The organism is Roseibium sp. (genome assembly GCF_965229775.1).
GTDB lineage: Bacteria > Pseudomonadota > Alphaproteobacteria > Rhizobiales > Stappiaceae > Roseibium.
This window is the reverse complement of record NZ_OZ245929.1, coordinates 2,510,429-2,527,609: the sequence shown is the minus strand read 5'-3', so window position 1 is coordinate 2,527,609 and position 17,181 is coordinate 2,510,429. Positions and strand designations below refer to the sequence as shown.

The window sequence follows — 17,181 nt, the reverse complement described above, 5'->3', positions numbered from 1 at the left end:
CTGACGACATTCAGTCGATCCGGCGTCCTGTGTCCACGTCGAAGAAATGTACGTTCTCGGCGGCGGCATGCAGGAACAGTTTCTCGCCCGGCTCATGTTTGGCGTGGCTGGACACGCGCACGACGATTTCCGGTCCGTCATCCACGAGGCTGCAATAAAGGAAGCTCTCCGCACCGATCGGCTCCAGAACATTCACGGTCACTTCCAGCGTAACGCCGTCGCCGGTGCCCGGCGCATCGGTGACTTCCAGATGTTCCGGCCGGATGCCGATTGTGTAGCGGTCCCGTCCCTTGGTGTTCTGACCGGACAGACCGCCGCCTTCTTCGCCGGCAAGACCGTTTTCCCCTGCCTTGACCTTCAGGAGGTTCATGGCCGGTGAACCGATGAAACTGGCAACGAAGGTCGAGGCCGGCTTGTCATAGACATCGATCGGGGCCCCGATCTGTTCGATGTTGCCGCCATTCAGGACGATCAGGCGGTCGGCCAGGGTCATGGCCTCCAGCTGGTCATGGGTGACATAGACGCTGGTGGTGCCGAGCGAGCGCTGCAGGCGCTTGATCTCGACACGCATCTGGACGCGCAGCTTGGCATCCAGGTTGGACAGCGGCTCGTCGAACAGGAACGCGGCGGGTTCGCGCACGATGGCGCGGCCCATGGCAACGCGCTGGCGCTGGCCACCGGACAGCTGCCGCGGCCGGCGGTCGAGAAAGTCACCGATTTCGAGAATGCGGGCGGCTTCCTTCACGCGGCGGTCGATTTCGTCCTTGGCAATGCCGCGGTTCTTCAGACCGTAGGCCAGGTTGTTATAGACCGACATGTGCGGATAGAGCGCGTAGTTCTGGAACACCATGGCAATATCGCGATCGGCCGGATCGACGTCATTGACCAGCCGGTCGCCGATCTTGCATTCGCCCGTCGTGATGTCTTCCAGGCCGGCAATCATGCGCAGCAGGGTCGACTTGCCGCAGCCGGACGGGCCGACAAGCACGATGAACTCGCCGTCGGCAATATCGATGGAGACGCCTTTGACGGCCTCCACATTGCCCGCATACACCTTCCGGACGGCGTCGAGAGTGATCGTTGACATAAGTTACCTCTAGTTTCTCACTTGTCGCTCTCGACGAGCCCCTTGACGAACCAGCTTTGGAAAATCACCACGATGAGCACGGGCGGAACGATCGCGAGGATCGCCAGCGCCATTGCCTCGTTGAAGGCCGGGATCTGGGCACCGACCCAGACCTGCAGGATCTGCTTGATGCCGCGCACCAGCGTGAACAGGCTCTCATCCGTCGTCATCAGGGTCGGCCACAGATACTGGTTCCAGCCAAAGACGAACATGATGATGAAGATCGCGGCGATCATGGTCTGTGACAGCGGCACAAGGATATCCTTGAAGAATTTCCACGGACCGGCACCATCGATACGCGCCGCTTCCAGGAGTTCATCGGGAACCGACAGGAAGAACTGACGGAAGAAGAAAGTCCCCGTCGCCGACGCGATCAGCGGGACGATCAGTCCCGAATAGGTGTTCACCATGCCGAGCTGCTGGACGATCTCGTAAGACGGCAGGATGCGGACTTCCAGGGGAAGCAGCAGGGTCGCGAAGATGATCCAGAAGCAGAGCGAGGCCATCGGGAAACGGAAATAGACGATCGCATAGGCCGCGAGCATCGAAATGATGATCTTGCCGATGGCAAAGCCGAGGCCGAGGATCATCGAGTTCTTGAGCATCACGAAACCGTCGACTTCCTTGGTAAACCCGCCGGCCTGGAACAGGACCGTTTCGTAGTTTTCGAGGAACTTGCCGCCGGGAAGGAACTGGACGCCTTCCTTGTAGACCGTGATGGCATCGTGCGTGCTCGTCATGAGGGTCAGAACGACCGGCGAGACCATGAAGAAGACGCCGACAAGCAGAATGACGTGGTCCCAGATCTGGTTCTTTTTCATTTCCGGCTCCTCACGTGTAATGCACACGCCGCTCGATCAGGCGGAACTGTATGATTGTCAGGATGAACACCAGGGCCATCAGGATGACGGACTGTGCCGACGAGCCGCCCAGGTCATTGCCCCGGAATCCGTCGAGATAGACCTTGTAGACGAGGGTTACCGGGTTGTTGCCCGGCTCTCCCTTCACCATCACGTCGATGATGCCGAACGTGTCGAAGAAGGCGTAGGTGATGTTGATGATCAGCAGGAAGAACCCGGTCGGCGCCAGAAGCGGGAAGGTGACGGTCCAGAATCTGCGCATGCCGGAGCGGCAGTCAATGCTGGCCGCTTCCTGAACGGATTTGGATATGCCCTGCAGACCGGACAGAAAGAAGATGAAGTTGACCGGGATCTGCTTCCAGACCGAGGTGACGATCATGGCGAAGCTGGTGTCGAAATAGTTGACGCCGATCTGCATCTTCCAGCCGAACATGGCGAAGAAATCGACGATCGGCCCGACGTGCTGGTCGAACAGAAGCACACCGATCAGGCCGGCCACCGGAGGCGCAACCGCATAGACCCACATCAGCAGCGTCTTGTAGCTGGACGCGCCGCGGATGACCTTGTCCGCCTTGACCGCCAAGAGAAGGGCGATGCCAAGCGACAGGAAGGTCACGAAAAACGTGAAGACGGCGGTGAAGCGCGCGACGCGGCCATAGTCGGACGACGTCAGCGTGTCTGTGAAGTTGTCGATGCCGACAAAGGTCGAGCCGAAGCCGAAGGGATCTTCAAGATAAAAGGACGATCGGACCGCCTCAGCCGCCGGCCACAGGAAGAAGATCGTCACGATGGCCAGCTGCGGCAGAAGCAGCAGATAGGGCAGCAACGGGGACTTGAACTGGACTTTTTTCATATGGCCGCGACCTGATTGTTGCTCGACCGCAGAGGGCGGGAAAGCGGGCTGTCACCAGGCCGGCCCGCTTCATGAGCATGGAAATGGGGGCGCAGGTGATGCGCCCCCAGGACAAGTGGTCCGTCCGGCTTAGTTGCCGGTGGTCTTGGAGAAACGCTCGAGAAGCTTGTTGCCTTCTTCTTCGATGGCAGCAAATGCATCTTCAACAGAGGTTTCGCCGGACATGATCTTGCCGTACTCACGGTTCATGACGTCGCGGATCTGGACGTAGAAACCCATGCGGTAGCCCTTGGTCCAGTCGCCGCCCGGCAGGGTCAGCTGCTTGATGCCGATTTCAGCGGCCGGGGTGCTCTCGTAGTAGCCGTCCTTCTTGGCCAGGTCGTAAGCGGCGGTCGTGATCGGCACATAACCGGTTTCCTTGTGCCACATGTACTGGACTTCCGGAGAGGTCAGGTACTCGAAGAAGGAAGCAACGCACTTGTTTTCATCGTCCGGCTTGCCGGCCATGGAAAACAGGGCCGCGCCGCCGATGAATGTGCCGGTGCCGGCGCCGTCAACTGCATCCCAGTAAGGCAGGTAGGTCGCGGAGAACGGGAACTCGACGGTTTTCTGGATGCCGCCGAAGGACCCCGAGGAACCGAGCCACATGGCAACCTTGCCTTCGTTGAACGGGGTCTGGTTGTCGCCCCAGCCGGTGCCGTAGTAGCCGAACATGCCGTCGTCCAGCCAGCCCTTGACGGCGGTGAAGTGGTTCTTGATCGGCTCACCGAATACCAGCTTGGTGTCCTTGGAACCGTCGTAACCGTTGTTGTTGGTCGCGAACTGAAGGTTATGACGGGACTTGAAGTTCTCGGTGAAGATCCACGGCAGGTGGGACTGGGCGAGCGGCACATAGCCGGCTTCTTTCAGCTTCGGAGCGATTTCCTGGAATTCTTCCCAGGTCTTCGGAGCTTCAACGCCCGCTTTTTCCAGAGCTTCCTCATTGTAGTAGAGGATCGGCGTGGACGAGTTGAACGGCATGCCGATCATCTTGCCGTCGCTGTCGGCGTAGAAGTTGCGGACACCTTCGATATAGTCTTCGATGTTGAAGCCGACACCGGCGTTTTCAAGGATGTCCTGAGCCGGGATGACCGCGCCCTTGGCGCCGATGATGGTCGCTGCGCCCGCATCGAAGACCTGCAGGATGTTCGGCTGTTCGCCTGCACGGAAAGCGGCGATACCGGACGTCAGGGTCTCTTCGTAGGTGCCCTTGTAGACCGGGGTGATCTTACAGGCACTCTGGTCGGCGTTGAAACCGTTTGCGATGTCTACAACGACTTCACCGAGACGGCCGCCCATTGCGTGCCACCAGGCGATGTCGGTCGCTGCATAAGAAGCAGAGGAAGTTCCCAGAAGGGCAGCCGCAGCAACGAAGCTGGCGACGGTCTTACGATAAGCCATGTTTATTTGCTCCCACATTGGAGGGCGATATGCCCCGGTCAGCAGTTTGTTCTCTCGGTGCCACAACGGCTTTTTCCGGCACCTGAAACGATAACGCCTGCGTTTCGTATTGTTTTCATATGAACGTTGTATGACGCTCATATGAACATTTAAACACGCCTTAACCGCGTCCGCAATCGAGAAGGGGCTTTACTTTGCACCTATCTTGCCACGGTTCGGAAATCGAAGGTTTCCTCAATCGCATTTTCAGGAAAACTGACCAAGCGGCCACCTTGGCATGCGCCCTTTGCAACACTCTTTTGCCGCTGTCCGCCACCGGCCCGATAGAAAGCTTAGTCGGCTTACAGGAAGCTTCGGCACCACCTGTCCGCAGAAACAATGACCGTGTATTTTTGCCATGCAACGACGGATTTTCCGATGAGACGCGCCTGCTGCGCCCGGGTGCGATTCGCGCGGCGCAAAATCCGGCTTTGACGGGAACGCGGTTGGCCTTATGTTCAAAAGGGACCGTCAACCCGATGCCATTGCCGCCAGATCATGTCCCTGCCGTTTTCCTCCGCCTATCCGCTGAAACGCGCCCGTGCCCATGAAGTGTGCGGCGAAGGCGGCCTGGTCTTTGCCGCGATCACGGCCGGCCAGGCAAGCGGTCCGGTGGTCTGGGTGTCGGAACGCTGGCGCCCCGTGGTCAACCCGGAAGGGCTTGCGCCCTATTGCGATCCGGGCAAGCTTTTGATCACCCGCGCCGATACGCCGCTGAATGTCCTTGCCAGTGCGGAAACCGCGCTCCGGTCCGGTGCGGTGGGGCTTGTGGTCGCCGAGATCACCGACCCGATCGGGCTGACGGAGGGCCGCAGGCTGCAGCTGGCCGCCGAAACCGGCGGAACGACGGCGCTTCTTCTGGTGCCGGAAGGCGGTGGCAGCAACGCGGCGGAGACAAGATGGCGCTGCAGCGGCCTGCCCGCGCCCGGTGCGCATGGCCGGGAGACGCCCCCATCAACCGGCCCTTGGCAAAATGATCACGACTCGACTCCCTGGCTGTGGTCGATTATAAAGAACAAAACAGGAACATTGTCAGAGTGGGTAGTGCGTTGGGATGCAGCGGCGCATCGTGTCATTGTGGTTTCCGAGGCTGGCGGCTGAGCGTTCGCTCCGCGCCAATCCCGTTGACGCGCCTTTTGCCCTGACCCTTTACGACCGCAATTCCGAACGCGTCTACGACCTGTGCCCGCGCGCGGAAAGCGCCGGTCTCAACAGGGGCATCACGCTTGTCCATGCCAGAAGCTTCTGCCCCGGGCTGCTGACCCGGCCCGCCGACCCGAAAGCCGACCAGCGTTTTCTGCGCCTGCTGGCCCGGTGGGCGACCCGCTACTGTCCCTGGGTCGGTCTCGACGGGCTGAACGGCCTGTTCCTGGACATCACCGGCTCGGCGCATCTGATGGGGGGCGAGGCGCCCTTACTTGACGATATCCGTGCTCGTCTTGCCCGGGCCGGTCTTACCGCCCGGCTTGGTCTTGCCTCCACGCCGGGCACCGCCTGGGCGCTGTCCCGCTTTGCCGAAGGCATCGCCGGACCGGGCGAAACGCTTGCCCGTATCGGCCCCCTGCCCTTGGCGGCCCTGCGCCTTGCCGACCAGACCTGTACCAGCCTGGAGCGGCTCGGCATTGCCACCGTCTCCGATCTTTACAACCTGCCGCGGGCAAGCGTGGCCCGGCGCTACGATCCGGAGGTGCTGCGCCGCCTCGACCAGGCGCTCGGCACTCTCCCCGAACAGATCTCTCCCTTGAAGGAAGATATCAGCTTCGCCGTGCGCATGACCCTGCCCGACCCGATCGGCCTTGTGGACGACGTCATGGCCGGGGCGGAACGGCTGATCGGCCATTTGTGCGAACAGCTGGACACGGCCCAAAAAGGCGCCCGCAGCCTGAAACTGACCTTCCGCAGGGTGGACCAGGAAAACCAGTCGGTCGAACTGCGCCTGGCCCGGCCGATGCGCGACGGCGACCGGATGCTGGCCCTGTTCGAACGCGGGGTCAGCGCGGTCGATGCCGGCTACGGCATCGACATGATCCGCCTGGAAGCCACCCGGGTGGAAGATCTCGGCCCCCGTCAGCTGACCCCGTCGCAAACCCTGGAAAAGGACAGCCTCGCCGATCTGATCACCCAGCTCGGCAACCGCATCGGGCTGGAAAATATCCAGCGCTTCACCCCCGTCGACAGCCATATCCCGGAACGCAGCTTCAAGCTGGTGCCTGCGGCCTACAGCACGCCGGTCCGCTCCTGGCCCTACCGGCGTCCGCGTCCGTTGCGTCTTTTCCCTCCCGAACCGATCACCGGGGCCGGCACCACACCGCCGCCCCGCTTCCGCTGGCGCGGCCGCGCCCTGACGACGCTTCAGGCCGAAGGCCCGGAACGGATCACGCCGGCCTGGTGGGAAGGCGACGACGACTGGACACGGGGCCTGCGCGACTACTGGCGCATCGCCACGGGCCAGGGCCAGCGCCTGTGGCTGTTCCACACGCCGCAGAACCCCGGCTGGTATGTGCAGGGGGAGTTCGGCTGATGTTTCTTTCTGCCCTCTCCTTTTCTTCCCGCCGTCCCGGCCCTCCTCAGGATGAGGGGTCGGGGACGAAGGTGGCAGCATCAGGGACAGGTTTTCCGGCTGCCTCGCCTCATCCGCTATTGTCATCCCGGCCGAGCGCAGCGAGAGCCGGGACCCACTCGTTTTCAGAGCCCTTAGAAGGAAGCCGGCGCAGAGGCCAGAACCTCCTGCTTCGGCAAGCTGAAAGGCGAGTAGGCCCCGGATCTGCGCTGACGCTTGTCCGGGGTGACAGCAGGAGGAAGAGGCGGGAGGTCCGCCGATGACCTCTCACGTCTCACCGGAGAGCCTGCACTGGGATGTTCCCCGGCATGCGGAGCTGACGGTTACGTCCAATTTCACCTTCCTGCGCGGAGCCTCCCACCCGGAAGAGCTTGTCACGCGGGCCGCAGAACTCGGGCTTGAGGCGATTGCGATCACCGACTGGAATTCCCTGGCCGGTGTTGTCCGGGCCTATTCGGCGCTCAAGGAAATCAGGCGCGCGGCAAGCGAAGGCGGGGTGCCCGTGCGCTCCCATTCGCAGATCGACGCCTCCTCCCGGCAGCAGACGAACGAGATCCCGCCCCTGCCCGTGCCGGAGGTGCTGAAGCTGCCGCGGCTGATCGTCGGCGCCCGGCTGGTGCTCACCGACAGCCCGGTCGACTTCGTCGCCCTGCCGACCGGCCGGGCCGCCTATGAGCGGCTCAGCCAGCTGCTGACCCTCGGCAAGCGGCGGGCGGAAAAGGGCGACTGCCACCTGGACTTCGAGGATGTGGTCAAGTTCTCCGAGGGCCTCATCTTCATCGCCCTGCCCCAGGGCGGCCACACGCAGGAGGCCTTTTCGAAAACCGCCCGGGATCATATCCGCACGCTGCGCCAGGAAGTTCCGGGCCACGTGTTCCTGGGGGCAGCGCCCCGGTATGACGGCACCGACCAGGCCTGGTTCCGCGCCTGCGCGAAAGTGGCCCATTCTCTCGCAACCCCCATGGTCGCGGTCGGTGATGTCATGATGCATCATGCCGGACGGCGGCGGCTTGCCGATGTGCTGACCTGCCTGCGCGAAGGCTGCACCATCGACGAGATCGGCACACGGGCGCTGCCCAATGGCGAGCGGCGGCTGAAGTCGGCCGCCGACATGACCCGCCTCTACCGCCACCACCCGGCGGCCCTCCGGCGCACGGTCGAAATCGCCACGCGCTGCAGCTTCGACCTGTCGGAACTCTCCTATGAATATCCGGACGAGATCACCGACGGGCAAGACCCGCAGGAGCGGCTGGAGCGGCTGACCTTCGAAGGCCTGGAGATGCGCTATCCCGCCGGTGTGCCGGAGCATGCGCAAAACCTGGCGCACAAGGAATTGCGGCTGATCCGCAAACTGAAGTTCGCCGCCTATTTCCTGACGGTCCATGACATCATCCGCTTTGCCCGCAGCCGGCATATCCTGTGCCAGGGGCGCGGCTCGGCGGCCAATTCGATCATCTGCTACGCGCTCGGCATCACCGATGTCGGGCCGGAAACCATCACCATGGTCTCGGAACGTTTCATTTCCGAACACCGGGGCGAGCCGCCGGATATCGACGTCGATTTCGAACACGAGCGGCGCGAGGAGGTGATCCAGTATGTCTACGAGAAATACGGCCGCCACCGGGCCGGGCTCTGCGCCACGGTGATCCATTTCCGCACCCGCGCGGCCATCCGCGAAGTCGGCAAGGTGATGGGGCTGAACGCGGATGTGACCGCGGCGCTCTCCGGCCAGATCTGGGGCAGCTCCAACAGCGGGCCGGACGATGCGCGGATGAAGGAGCTCGGACTGGACCTGGAGAACCGGCGCATTGCCCAGACGATCGAACTCATCCGGGAAATCATCGGCTTTCCGCGCCATCTCAGCCAGCATGTCGGCGGCTTCGTGATCACGCAAGGCAGGCTCGACGCGCTCTGCCCGATCGAGAACGCGGCGATGGAAAACCGCACGGTGATCGAATGGGACAAGGACGATATCGACGCGCTCGGCATCCTCAAGGTCGACATGCTCAGCCTCGGCATGCTGACCTGCATCCGCAAGTGTTTCGACCTGATCGACAGCCATCATGACCGGGCGTTCACCCTGGGCACCGTGCCCCAGGCCGACACGGCCACCTATGACATGCTGTGCAAGGCCGATGCGATCGGCGTGTTCCAGGTGGAAAGCCGCGCGCAGATGAACTTCCTGCCGCGCATGCGCCCGCGCGAATTCTACGATCTCGTCATCGAGGTGGCGATCGTCCGCCCCGGACCGATCCAGGGCGGCATGGTGCATCCCTACATCAACCGCCGCCAGGGCAAGGAGCCGGTCCGGTTTCCGTCGAAGGAATTGGAGGAGGTGCTCGGCAAGACGCTCGGCGTGCCGCTGTTCCAGGAGCAGGCCATGCAGATCGCCGTCGTCGCCGCCGGGTTCACCCCCTCGGAAGCCGACAAGCTGCGCCGCTCCATGGCGACCTTCCGGCGCATGGGCACGATCGGCCAGCTGCGCGAGAAATTCATCGCCGGCATGATCCGGCGCTGTTACGACCGGGAGTTCGCCGAAAGCTGCTTCGGCCAGATCGAAGGGTTCGGCGAATACGGCTTTCCGGAAAGCCATGCGGCCGCCTTTGCCATGCTCGCCTATGTCTCGGCCTATCTCAAATGCCATTACCCGGCCGAGTTCGCCTGCGCGCTCCTGAACTCGCAGCCGATGGGGTTCTATGCCCCGGCGCAGATCGTGCGCGATGCCCGCGAACACCAGGTCGAGGTGCGGCCGATCTGCGTCAACACGAGCCTTTGGGACAACACGCTGGAGCGGCGCAGCGACGGCGCGCTGGCGCTCAGGCTCGGTTTCCGCCAGATCAAGGGCATGCGCGAGGAGGATGCCGACTGGATCGTGGCCGCGCGCGGCAACGGCTATCCGGATACCGAGACGCTCTGGCTCAGGACCGGCGTGCCGCCGGCGACGCTGGAACGTCTTGCGGAGGCCGACGCCTTTGCCGGCATGGGCCTGAGCCGCCGGGATGCGCTGTGGCAGGTAAAGACCATCCGCAGCCCGAAGCCGCTGCCGCTGTTCAACGACCCGATCGACGGCGAGGCGATCTTCGAGCCGGATGTGCTCCTGCCCGCCATGCATCTCGGCCAGGAGGTGGTAGAGGACTATCTTTCCACCCGCCTGACCCTGCGCGCCCATCCGATGGAGCTGCTGCGCCCGCACATCCCGCAGCTGACGCCCCATGACCGGCTGGCGCGGCTCACGCCTTACGAGGCCCGGCGCGTCTCCGTCGCCGGCCTTGTTATCACCCGCCAGCGCCCCGGCACCGCCTCGGGCGTCATCTTCATCACGCTGGAGGACGAGACCGGGGTTTCCAACGTGGTCGTCTGGCCGAAGATGTACGAGAAATTCCGCGCCGCCGTCATCGGCGGACGGCTTCTGAAAGTGACCGGACGACTGGAGCGCGAGGGCATTGTCGTCCACCTGATCGCCGATCACATCGAGGACTGCTCGCACAAGCTCGCCCTGCTCGGCCATCCCAATGACGAGGTCCTCGGCCAGATGACCGGCAAGACCGACGAGGTGCCGGTGCATCTCAAGTCAGCCGCTCCCAAGCCACGTGCCATGCACCCGCGCGACCAGGCGAAGAAACTGTTCCCGAGCCGGGATTTTCATTGAGCGCCACCACGCAATGCACAATGGATTACCGAGGGTACGGACCCATAAATGAAGTTAATTTGGTTTGGATCGTTTTGACCAGCTGCGAGAAGCGGAAGCGCAGAAAATGTGGTTCATTTTCAAGCCTTTCGCGACGCGGCAGATGGTCAAAACGGCCAAATCCGAAGGACGGCAAAATGGCTTCACCTCGCAGCGTCACCGCGCTTGACCGGGCATAAAGCCCGCTCTGCGCACGCTTCCTCGCGCGGTTTTGCCATTTCTGCCGCCAAATCGGCTTCATTTATGGGTCCATACCCTAAGGTAAATCTTTTTTGCATTCGTATGCAAACGTGCTACCCTGCCTTTGGAAATTGCGGTCAACCGCACGATCCTGGGAGGAAACTGAACAATGAACAGACGGACACTTCTTGCGGCAGTGACGGCCGCGGGACTGGCATGGAGTGTGCCTCAGGCCACTGCCGAAGACCTGCCCCACGGCCTGACGGCCGGCAAACCATTCGACGGTACCAAGCTGAACATCCTGAGCGTCGTCACGCCCCAATTCGACGGGCTGATGCTGCGCGACGGCGAGTTCACCGAACTGACCGGTATCGAAACCGAGTGGACCTTCATTCCCTTCGGCAGCCTTCAGGAGAAAATCAACGCCGAGGGTATCGCCGCGAACGGCACCTTCGACGTGGTCAACTATCTCGACAGCTGGGGACCGCCCAACGCGCACTGGCTGATGCCGATCGACGAGCTGATGGCGCGCGACGGCATCTCGATGGACCGCTACCCGGCCGCGTTTGCAAGGTCGGCCCAGTTCGAGGGCAAGACCCTCGGTTTTCCGCTGCGCGCCCACCCCCAGCTCATGTTCTACCGCGCGGATCTCATTTCCGAACCGCCCAAGACCTGGGAGGACGTGGTTCGCATCGGCAAGGAGCTGAAGGAAAGCAATCCGGACATCGCGCCGCTCGCGCTCTACTTCAACAATGACGGCAACAGGCAGAACCTGTTCATCTGGCTGAACTTCCTGTGGGCCGCCGGCGGCGATGTCTTCAACGACAATTGCACACCGGCCTGGACCACGGAGGAAGCCCTGAAGGCAACGGAAGACTACATCGCCCTGCACACGGTGCATGAAGTCACCAATCCGAATTCCGTGGCCTTTGTCGAACAGGACGCACGCCAGTCGTTCATGCAGGGCAAATCCGCGATGATCCCCGTCTGGTGGTGGGCGTATTCCGGTTTCCATAATCCGGATTCCAGCACGCTGACCAAGGACCAGGTCGCTTTCGCTGGCATGCCTTCCTATCAGGGCGCCACGAAAACCTACGCCATTTCCATGCCGTTCTCGATCTCCGAGTATTCCAAGAACAAGGATGCGGCCTGGGAGTTCATGAAGTGGCTTTCCAACCCGGAGATGGACAAGGCCAACGCGGTTGAGCGAGAAGTTGCCGGCAAGCCGATCGTCAACAACGTGGTCACGCACATCTCCTCGCTGCAGGATCCGGATGTGAACGCCGCCAATGACGGCATCCAGGCGGCTGCATGGGATTCCCTGAAGGAGTCCGACATCATGCCGCAAATCGCCGAATGGCCCGAGGTCGGCGACCTCCTGTCAGCGGCCATCGCGGAAGCTGCGGCAGGCGGAGACGTCCGCGAACTCATGACCGGCGCCGCCGAGCAGGCGACCCGCGTCCTTCGCCGCTCCGGCTGCATCCAGTAAGGTCCGAAAGCCCCTCTCCGCCCAGGAGGGGGGCACGCAATCCCATGCGCGACAACACACTCAAATACGTGCTGGTGCTTCCGGCAGTGATGGTGGTTTTTGCGACCGCGATCTGGCCGCTGATGGAGAGCGCACGCCTGTCGGCAACCGTCGGGCGGCTGAACCGGCCCGGCTCGCTCGACCAGTATATCGGCCTGGAAAACTATACCTGGGCCTTCTTTGAAGAGCCCGCCTTCTGGAATTCGGTCTGGGTCACCGGCATCTACACCCTCCTCACGGTGGGTCTGACGACGCTGCTGGCACTGGGGCTGGCGCTTCTGCTGGCTCCCGGCGGACGGCTGCGCTCGGGCGTGCAAACGCTGCTGATCCTGCCGTTTGCGATGTCGCCGGCGCTTATCGGGGTCTCGTTCCGCTTCATGTTCAATCCGGAATTCGGGCTGTTCGACGCCTTTTTCGGCGCGGTAATGCCGCCGCTGGCCGATGTCAGCTGGCTCGCCGACCCGACGCTTGCCTTCGCGGTCTGCGTCATGGCCGATGTCTGGGGCTGGATCCCTTTCCTGACGCTGGTCCTGATCGGGGGGCTGGCTTCCGTCCCGCAGGACACGATCGAGGCCGCCCAGGTCGACGGCGCATCCGGGTGGCGGGTCTTCAGGGACATCACGCTGCCGCAGCTCGCCCCGGTGCTCGCGGTCGTGATCATCCTGAAATCGATCTTCTCGCTCAAGACCTTCGACCAGATCTTCATGCTGACCAATGGCGGGCCGGGAACGGCCACCCAGACGCTCAGCCACTACATCTATTTCAACGGGATGAAATACGGCCAGATCGGATACGCGGCGTCCGTCGCCTGGCTGATGGTCATTCCGATGATCCTCCTGACATATCTCTACGCGAGATACGTTTTCCGGAAGGACTGACATGACCGGCAGGCAACGCAAACAGTTCTGGAACGCGGTTCAGCTGACCCTCATCCTGATCGCCACCTTCATCATGCTGGTTCCGATCGTCTGGATCTTCCTGGCGGCGTTCAAGACGCACGTCGACGTCTACCAGCTCAAACTGTTCTTCCGGCCGACGCTGGAGAATTTCGGCACCGTTTTCGATGACCCCTACCGGCTCGGCGAAAAGCTCTACAACTCCACCGTGGTCGCCTTCGTCACGGTGGTCTTCGCCATTCCGATCGCGACCTGTGCCGCCTATTCCTTCAGCCGGTTCCGCCTGCGCGGCGAGACGACGATGCTGGTGATGATCCTGGCGACCCAGTTCGTCCCGGCAGTCGTGATCATCCTGCCGTTCTTCGTCATGTTCCGCGATATCGGGCTCCTGGACACCCGCCTCGGCCTGATCCTGGTGAACCTCGCCATCGTGATGCCCTTCGCGATCTGGATGATCAAGGGGTTCATCGACGGGATCCCGATGGATACCGAGGAGGCCGCCATGGTGGACGGCTCCTCGCGGCTCCAGGTGATCCGCAACATCGTGCTGCCCATGGCGGCGCCGGGGCTGCTCACCGCGGCGATCTTCTGTTTCATCATCGCGTGGAACGAGTTCCTGTTCGCGCTCATTCTCACCAACAAGGACGCGGTGACGCTGCCGATCGGGCTGGCGCTGTTCAAGGGCGAGGAAGGCGACCTCTGGAACCTCCTGTCCGCCGCAGGGATCATCATCATGGCGCCGATGTTCATTCTGGCGCTCATCATCCGGAAATATTTCGTACAGGGCATGACCATGGGAGCGGTGCGGTAAATGGCTGAGGTGATCCTCAAGAACCTGACCAAGCGCTGGGGCGACTTTGTCGGCGTTGACAACCAGTCCCTCGACATCCACGACAAGGAATTCCTGGTGCTGCTCGGGCCGTCGGGATGCGGCAAGACGACAACCATGCGGATGATCGCCGGGCTGGAGGAACCGACCTCGGGCGAGATCCGGATCGGGGACCGGGTCGTCAATGACGACCTGCCGAAGGACCGGGACGTTGCCATGGTCTTTCAGAATTACGGCCTTTATCCGCACATGACCATATTCGACAACATCGCCTACCCGCTGAAGGTGCGCGGCACGCCGAAGGCCGAAATCCGCCCCCGGGTGGAGCGCGCGGCAGAGCAGGTGGAACTGACCCAGTTTCTCGACCGAAAGCCCAAGGCGCTATCGGGCGGCCAGCGCCAGCGCGTCGCGCTCGCCCGCGCCATCGTGCGCACGCCGAAAGTGTTCCTGATGGACGAGCCGCTGTCGAATCTCGACGCCAAGCTGCGGGTGACCATGCGCGCCGAACTGAAACATCTCAGCCGGGAACTGAAAGTGACGACCGTCTATGTCACCCATGACCAGATCGAGGCGATGACGCTGGCCGACCGGGTTGCCGTGATGAAGCACGGGATTATCCAGCAGCTTGGAACGCCGGACGAGATCTACAACGACCCGGCCAATCTCTTCGTTGCCGGGTTCATCGGCTCTCCGGCAATGAACCTCGTGCGCGGCAGCGTCAGGGGCGGTCACTTCCTCACCGAAAACGGCCTGCGCCTCGCACCGATCGCAACCGGAGACAGGGACGATGTCGTCCTGGGCGTGCGCGCGGACGACATCAACGTGCACGAGGCGGGCGCCGGGGATATCGACGCGCCGATCTATGCCTTTGAAAACACCGGTGAGGCTTCTTTCCTGACCGTCGAGTGGGGCCAACAGCGGGTGATCGCCCGCGGCGACCGGCACCTGCGCAAGGACCAGGACGACATCGTCGGCCTCAGCCTCAACCCGGATCATCTCTATCTCTTCGATCCGAAGAGCGAGAAGCGAATACGGCTTTGACACAAGGCGGCGTGCTGAACGTGAACAGCCTTTTTGGATTCCGCACCTAGGGTGTTTGTTCGAGCCCCAGCGGATTGCCGAACCCGATCCTTGAACTCACGTACCAGCGCTCCGGGCTGAATTGGTAAAGGGTCGAGATCCGGCACCATGCGCCGCCACAGGGAGCCATCACCGTGATTGCATCGCCGGGACCGGGCGGGTGGACACCGGCCATGACCGGCTCGGTGATGATCCCGAAAAAAATCTGAGGCATGCCAATGTAAAGAAAGCGGACAGCGGCATCGTACTCCGGGTCTTGCCCGGCAGCGTCCGCTTCTTGCGTCATCGAGACAAGCTCAACGCCGCAGGATTCGAGACGGCCCGCATCATCGTAACTCACATTCCAGAATGGATGACCGCCGGCGGCGTCGCGTTCACTGTCTCCGGTTCTGGTGACGGCGAACGATTCTCCCTTCCATCCCGGTCTTTCAAAACCCAAGCCGTGAATGTCGTCACGGGCGATGACGAACCCCTTTGGTGCCGCTTCAACAAGGTTCTTCTCGCCACGGTAAAGCGCGCGGCACATGACCTGGGTGACGCGAAAAACCGTCCAGAGACCGGACAGATCCTTTTCCGGCGTCACCAGCGAAAACGAACTCAGATACGCCGAATAATCGCCCTGACCCTCTGCGCCGAGAACGTCCGGACCCGGCTGCCTCGAATTGGACACGGCGCCAAATCCATGCGGCGCGAAGGGAAGTCCGCTGTTGTCGGCCTCGAAAATGAACTTGTCCTGGCCTACGGCGTCCGAATGCGCGGCGAACACGAGCAGCGCGAACAGCCCTGCCAGGCACACCAGTTGCCGGTTCAAGCGGAAAACCCGCTGCGCTGCACCGCGTGGTTTCGCAACTGACACTTGAGATTCTCCTTTTCAACGAAGCATACCTCAAAGGCGCGACATGCGACATGTGTCGAGGCCGCAGAGTGATTTTTCTCATTTTGCCGTGTCACTCAAGTCAGCATGCATCCGCCTATCTCGAAGTTTCCTTTCCCTCCGCTATACTTTCCGCCATGGGACAGATATCGGCGTTGTTCGCGCAAAAGGTGATTGATGCGGTGACCGCGGCGGACCCTAACGGGGGCGCGCGCAGGCGCGTGCTTTTTCAGTCGGTCGGCGTTGATCCAGATGCACCTGTCGATCCGAAGCAGATGGTGCCGGACACGGACTACTACGCACTGTGCGAGCGGGTCGTTAGGGAGGATCCGCACGGAGCGTCCGTACCGATCCGCGTCGGCTCTTCCATGCGCTGCGACGACTACGGCGCGTTCGGGCTGGCCTGGAAATCGGCGATCGACCTGCGCGGTTCCTACCAGCGCGCGGAACGCTATGCGCGGGTGCTGACCAGCGTGTCCACCTATGAATGCGTCGCGGAAGACGGCCGGTTCTTCATGACCCTCAACCGTACCGGCGCGCGCCATCTCGGCATGCGCCTGTCGAACGAACAGACCATCGTCGCGGTCACGCAGATCAGCAGGGAAGTGGCGCAGGGGCCATTTTCGCCGGACGCCGTCTACTTCAAGCATTCCGCCCCGGACGATATCTCCGCGCATGAAAGCTATTTCGGCTGCCCGGTCCACTATGGGGCCGATCGCGATGCCATCGAAGTGTCGAGGGATTATCTGTTCGCGCCGAACAAGCTGGGCGACCCAAGCATTTCCGCGTTCTTTGATTCCCATATGGAAAAGGAAATCGCGGAGCTGCCCGAGGCGCAGGAACTCGATGGCCGTGTGCGCAGTCTCGTGTCCCGGGCCTTGAGCGAAGGCGTGCCGAATGTTGCCGATGTCGCCGGCCGCCTGGGCCTGAGCGCCCGGACGCTGCAGCGTCGGCTGGCGGCACAGGGCCACGCCTTCCAGGATCTCGTCGACGAGGCCCGCCAGGACCTGGCCGTCCGGCTGCTCCGGCGCACGGACTATGCGCTTGCCGAGATCGCGTTTCTGACCGGCTTTGCCGAACAGAGCGCCTTCACGCGCGCCTTCAAGCGCTGGCGCGGCGAAACGCCGGCCAACTTCCGGCGCGCCGTCCAGCACGGCTGACGCCAGCCGCGACAGGGAGCCATGCGTGTGACCTGGCACGCAGGATTGGCGCGGCGGATCAAAACTGT

Annotated in this window: 14 protein-coding genes; 8 read left to right on the top strand and 6 right to left on the bottom strand. The window is 62.4% G+C overall.

Annotated features, from left to right (window positions below):
• Positions 1-10: 10 nt before the first annotated feature.
• The 4 genes from ACO07N_RS11525 to ACO07N_RS11510 form a co-directional block, all read right to left on the bottom strand.
• Positions 11-1,087 carry a sn-glycerol-3-phosphate import ATP-binding protein UgpC gene (locus ACO07N_RS11525; protein WP_421981152.1) on the bottom strand — a complete coding sequence of 359 codons (1,077 nt, stop codon included), beginning with the start codon at positions 1,085-1,087 and terminating at the stop codon, positions 11-13.
• Positions 1,088-1,104: 17 nt separating this feature from the next.
• Entirely contained in the window at positions 1,105-1,947 is an 843-nt protein-coding gene (ugpE, locus tag ACO07N_RS11520) for a sn-glycerol-3-phosphate ABC transporter permease UgpE (RefSeq protein WP_306142395.1), read from the bottom strand.
• A 10-nt stretch (positions 1,948-1,957) separates the two neighbouring features.
• The gene (locus tag ACO07N_RS11515) at positions 1,958-2,839 is read right to left on the bottom strand and encodes an ABC transporter permease subunit (protein WP_421981151.1); all 882 of its coding nucleotides are present in this window, start codon (positions 2,837-2,839) and stop codon (positions 1,958-1,960) included.
• 129 nt (positions 2,840-2,968) lie between these two features.
• Complete coding sequence (locus tag ACO07N_RS11510; RefSeq protein WP_421981150.1) at positions 2,969-4,279, bottom strand: extracellular solute-binding protein; 1,311 nt, start codon at positions 4,277-4,279, stop codon at positions 2,969-2,971.
• 537 nt (positions 4,280-4,816) lie between these two features.
• On the opposite strand from ACO07N_RS11510, the gene ACO07N_RS11505 reads away from it, so the two are divergent.
• From ACO07N_RS11505 to ACO07N_RS11495, 3 genes are all read left to right on the top strand, one after another.
• The gene (locus ACO07N_RS11505) at positions 4,817-5,419 is read left to right on the top strand and encodes an ImuA family protein (protein WP_421981149.1); all 603 of its coding nucleotides are present in this window, start codon (positions 4,817-4,819) and stop codon (positions 5,417-5,419) included.
• Positions 5,388-6,839 carry a Y-family DNA polymerase gene (locus tag ACO07N_RS11500; protein ID WP_421981148.1) on the top strand — a complete coding sequence of 484 codons (1,452 nt, stop codon included), beginning with the start codon at positions 5,388-5,390 and terminating at the stop codon, positions 6,837-6,839. Before ACO07N_RS11505 ends, ACO07N_RS11500 begins: the two co-directional genes overlap by 32 nt.
• Before the next feature lie 298 nt (positions 6,840-7,137).
• Positions 7,138-10,527, top strand: coding sequence for an error-prone DNA polymerase (locus ACO07N_RS11495; RefSeq protein ID WP_421981147.1), 3,390 nt, complete (start codon positions 7,138-7,140; stop codon positions 10,525-10,527).
• Between the two features lie 25 nt (positions 10,528-10,552).
• Here ACO07N_RS11495 and ACO07N_RS11490 read toward each other — a convergent pair whose 3' ends face one another.
• Entirely contained in the window at positions 10,553-10,807 is a 255-nt protein-coding gene (locus ACO07N_RS11490) for a hypothetical protein (protein WP_421981146.1), read from the bottom strand.
• A gap of 108 nt (positions 10,808-10,915) precedes the next feature.
• Here ACO07N_RS11490 and ACO07N_RS11485 point away from each other — a divergent pair, with 108 nt between their 5' ends.
• Genes ACO07N_RS11485 through ACO07N_RS11470 form a run of 4 tightly spaced genes read left to right on the top strand, consistent with a single transcriptional unit; the run spans position 10,916 to position 15,040 of the window.
• Positions 10,916-12,235, top strand: a complete 1,320-nt coding sequence (locus tag ACO07N_RS11485; RefSeq protein ID WP_421981145.1) for an ABC transporter substrate-binding protein — start codon at positions 10,916-10,918, stop codon at positions 12,233-12,235.
• Between the two features lie 44 nt (positions 12,236-12,279).
• The gene (locus tag ACO07N_RS11480) at positions 12,280-13,152 is read left to right on the top strand and encodes a carbohydrate ABC transporter permease (protein WP_421981144.1); all 873 of its coding nucleotides are present in this window, start codon (positions 12,280-12,282) and stop codon (positions 13,150-13,152) included.
• A 1-nt stretch (position 13,153) separates the two neighbouring features.
• On the top strand, positions 13,154-13,981 hold the full coding sequence (locus ACO07N_RS11475; RefSeq protein WP_421981143.1) for a carbohydrate ABC transporter permease: 828 nt from the start codon (positions 13,154-13,156) through the stop codon (positions 13,979-13,981).
• Positions 13,982-15,040 carry an ABC transporter ATP-binding protein gene (locus ACO07N_RS11470; RefSeq protein ID WP_421981142.1) on the top strand — a complete coding sequence of 353 codons (1,059 nt, stop codon included), beginning with the start codon at positions 13,982-13,984 and terminating at the stop codon, positions 15,038-15,040.
• Positions 15,041-15,086: 46 nt separating this feature from the next.
• On the opposite strand, the gene ACO07N_RS11465 is transcribed toward ACO07N_RS11470, so the two are convergent.
• Complete coding sequence (locus ACO07N_RS11465) at positions 15,087-15,935, bottom strand: hypothetical protein (protein ID WP_421981141.1); 849 nt, start codon at positions 15,933-15,935, stop codon at positions 15,087-15,089.
• 173 nt (positions 15,936-16,108) lie between these two features.
• Between ACO07N_RS11465 and ACO07N_RS11460 the strand changes: the two genes are divergently transcribed.
• Positions 16,109-17,113 carry an AraC family transcriptional regulator ligand-binding domain-containing protein gene (locus tag ACO07N_RS11460; protein ID WP_421981140.1) on the top strand — a complete coding sequence of 335 codons (1,005 nt, stop codon included), beginning with the start codon at positions 16,109-16,111 and terminating at the stop codon, positions 17,111-17,113.
• Positions 17,114-17,181: the final 68 nt, after the last annotated feature.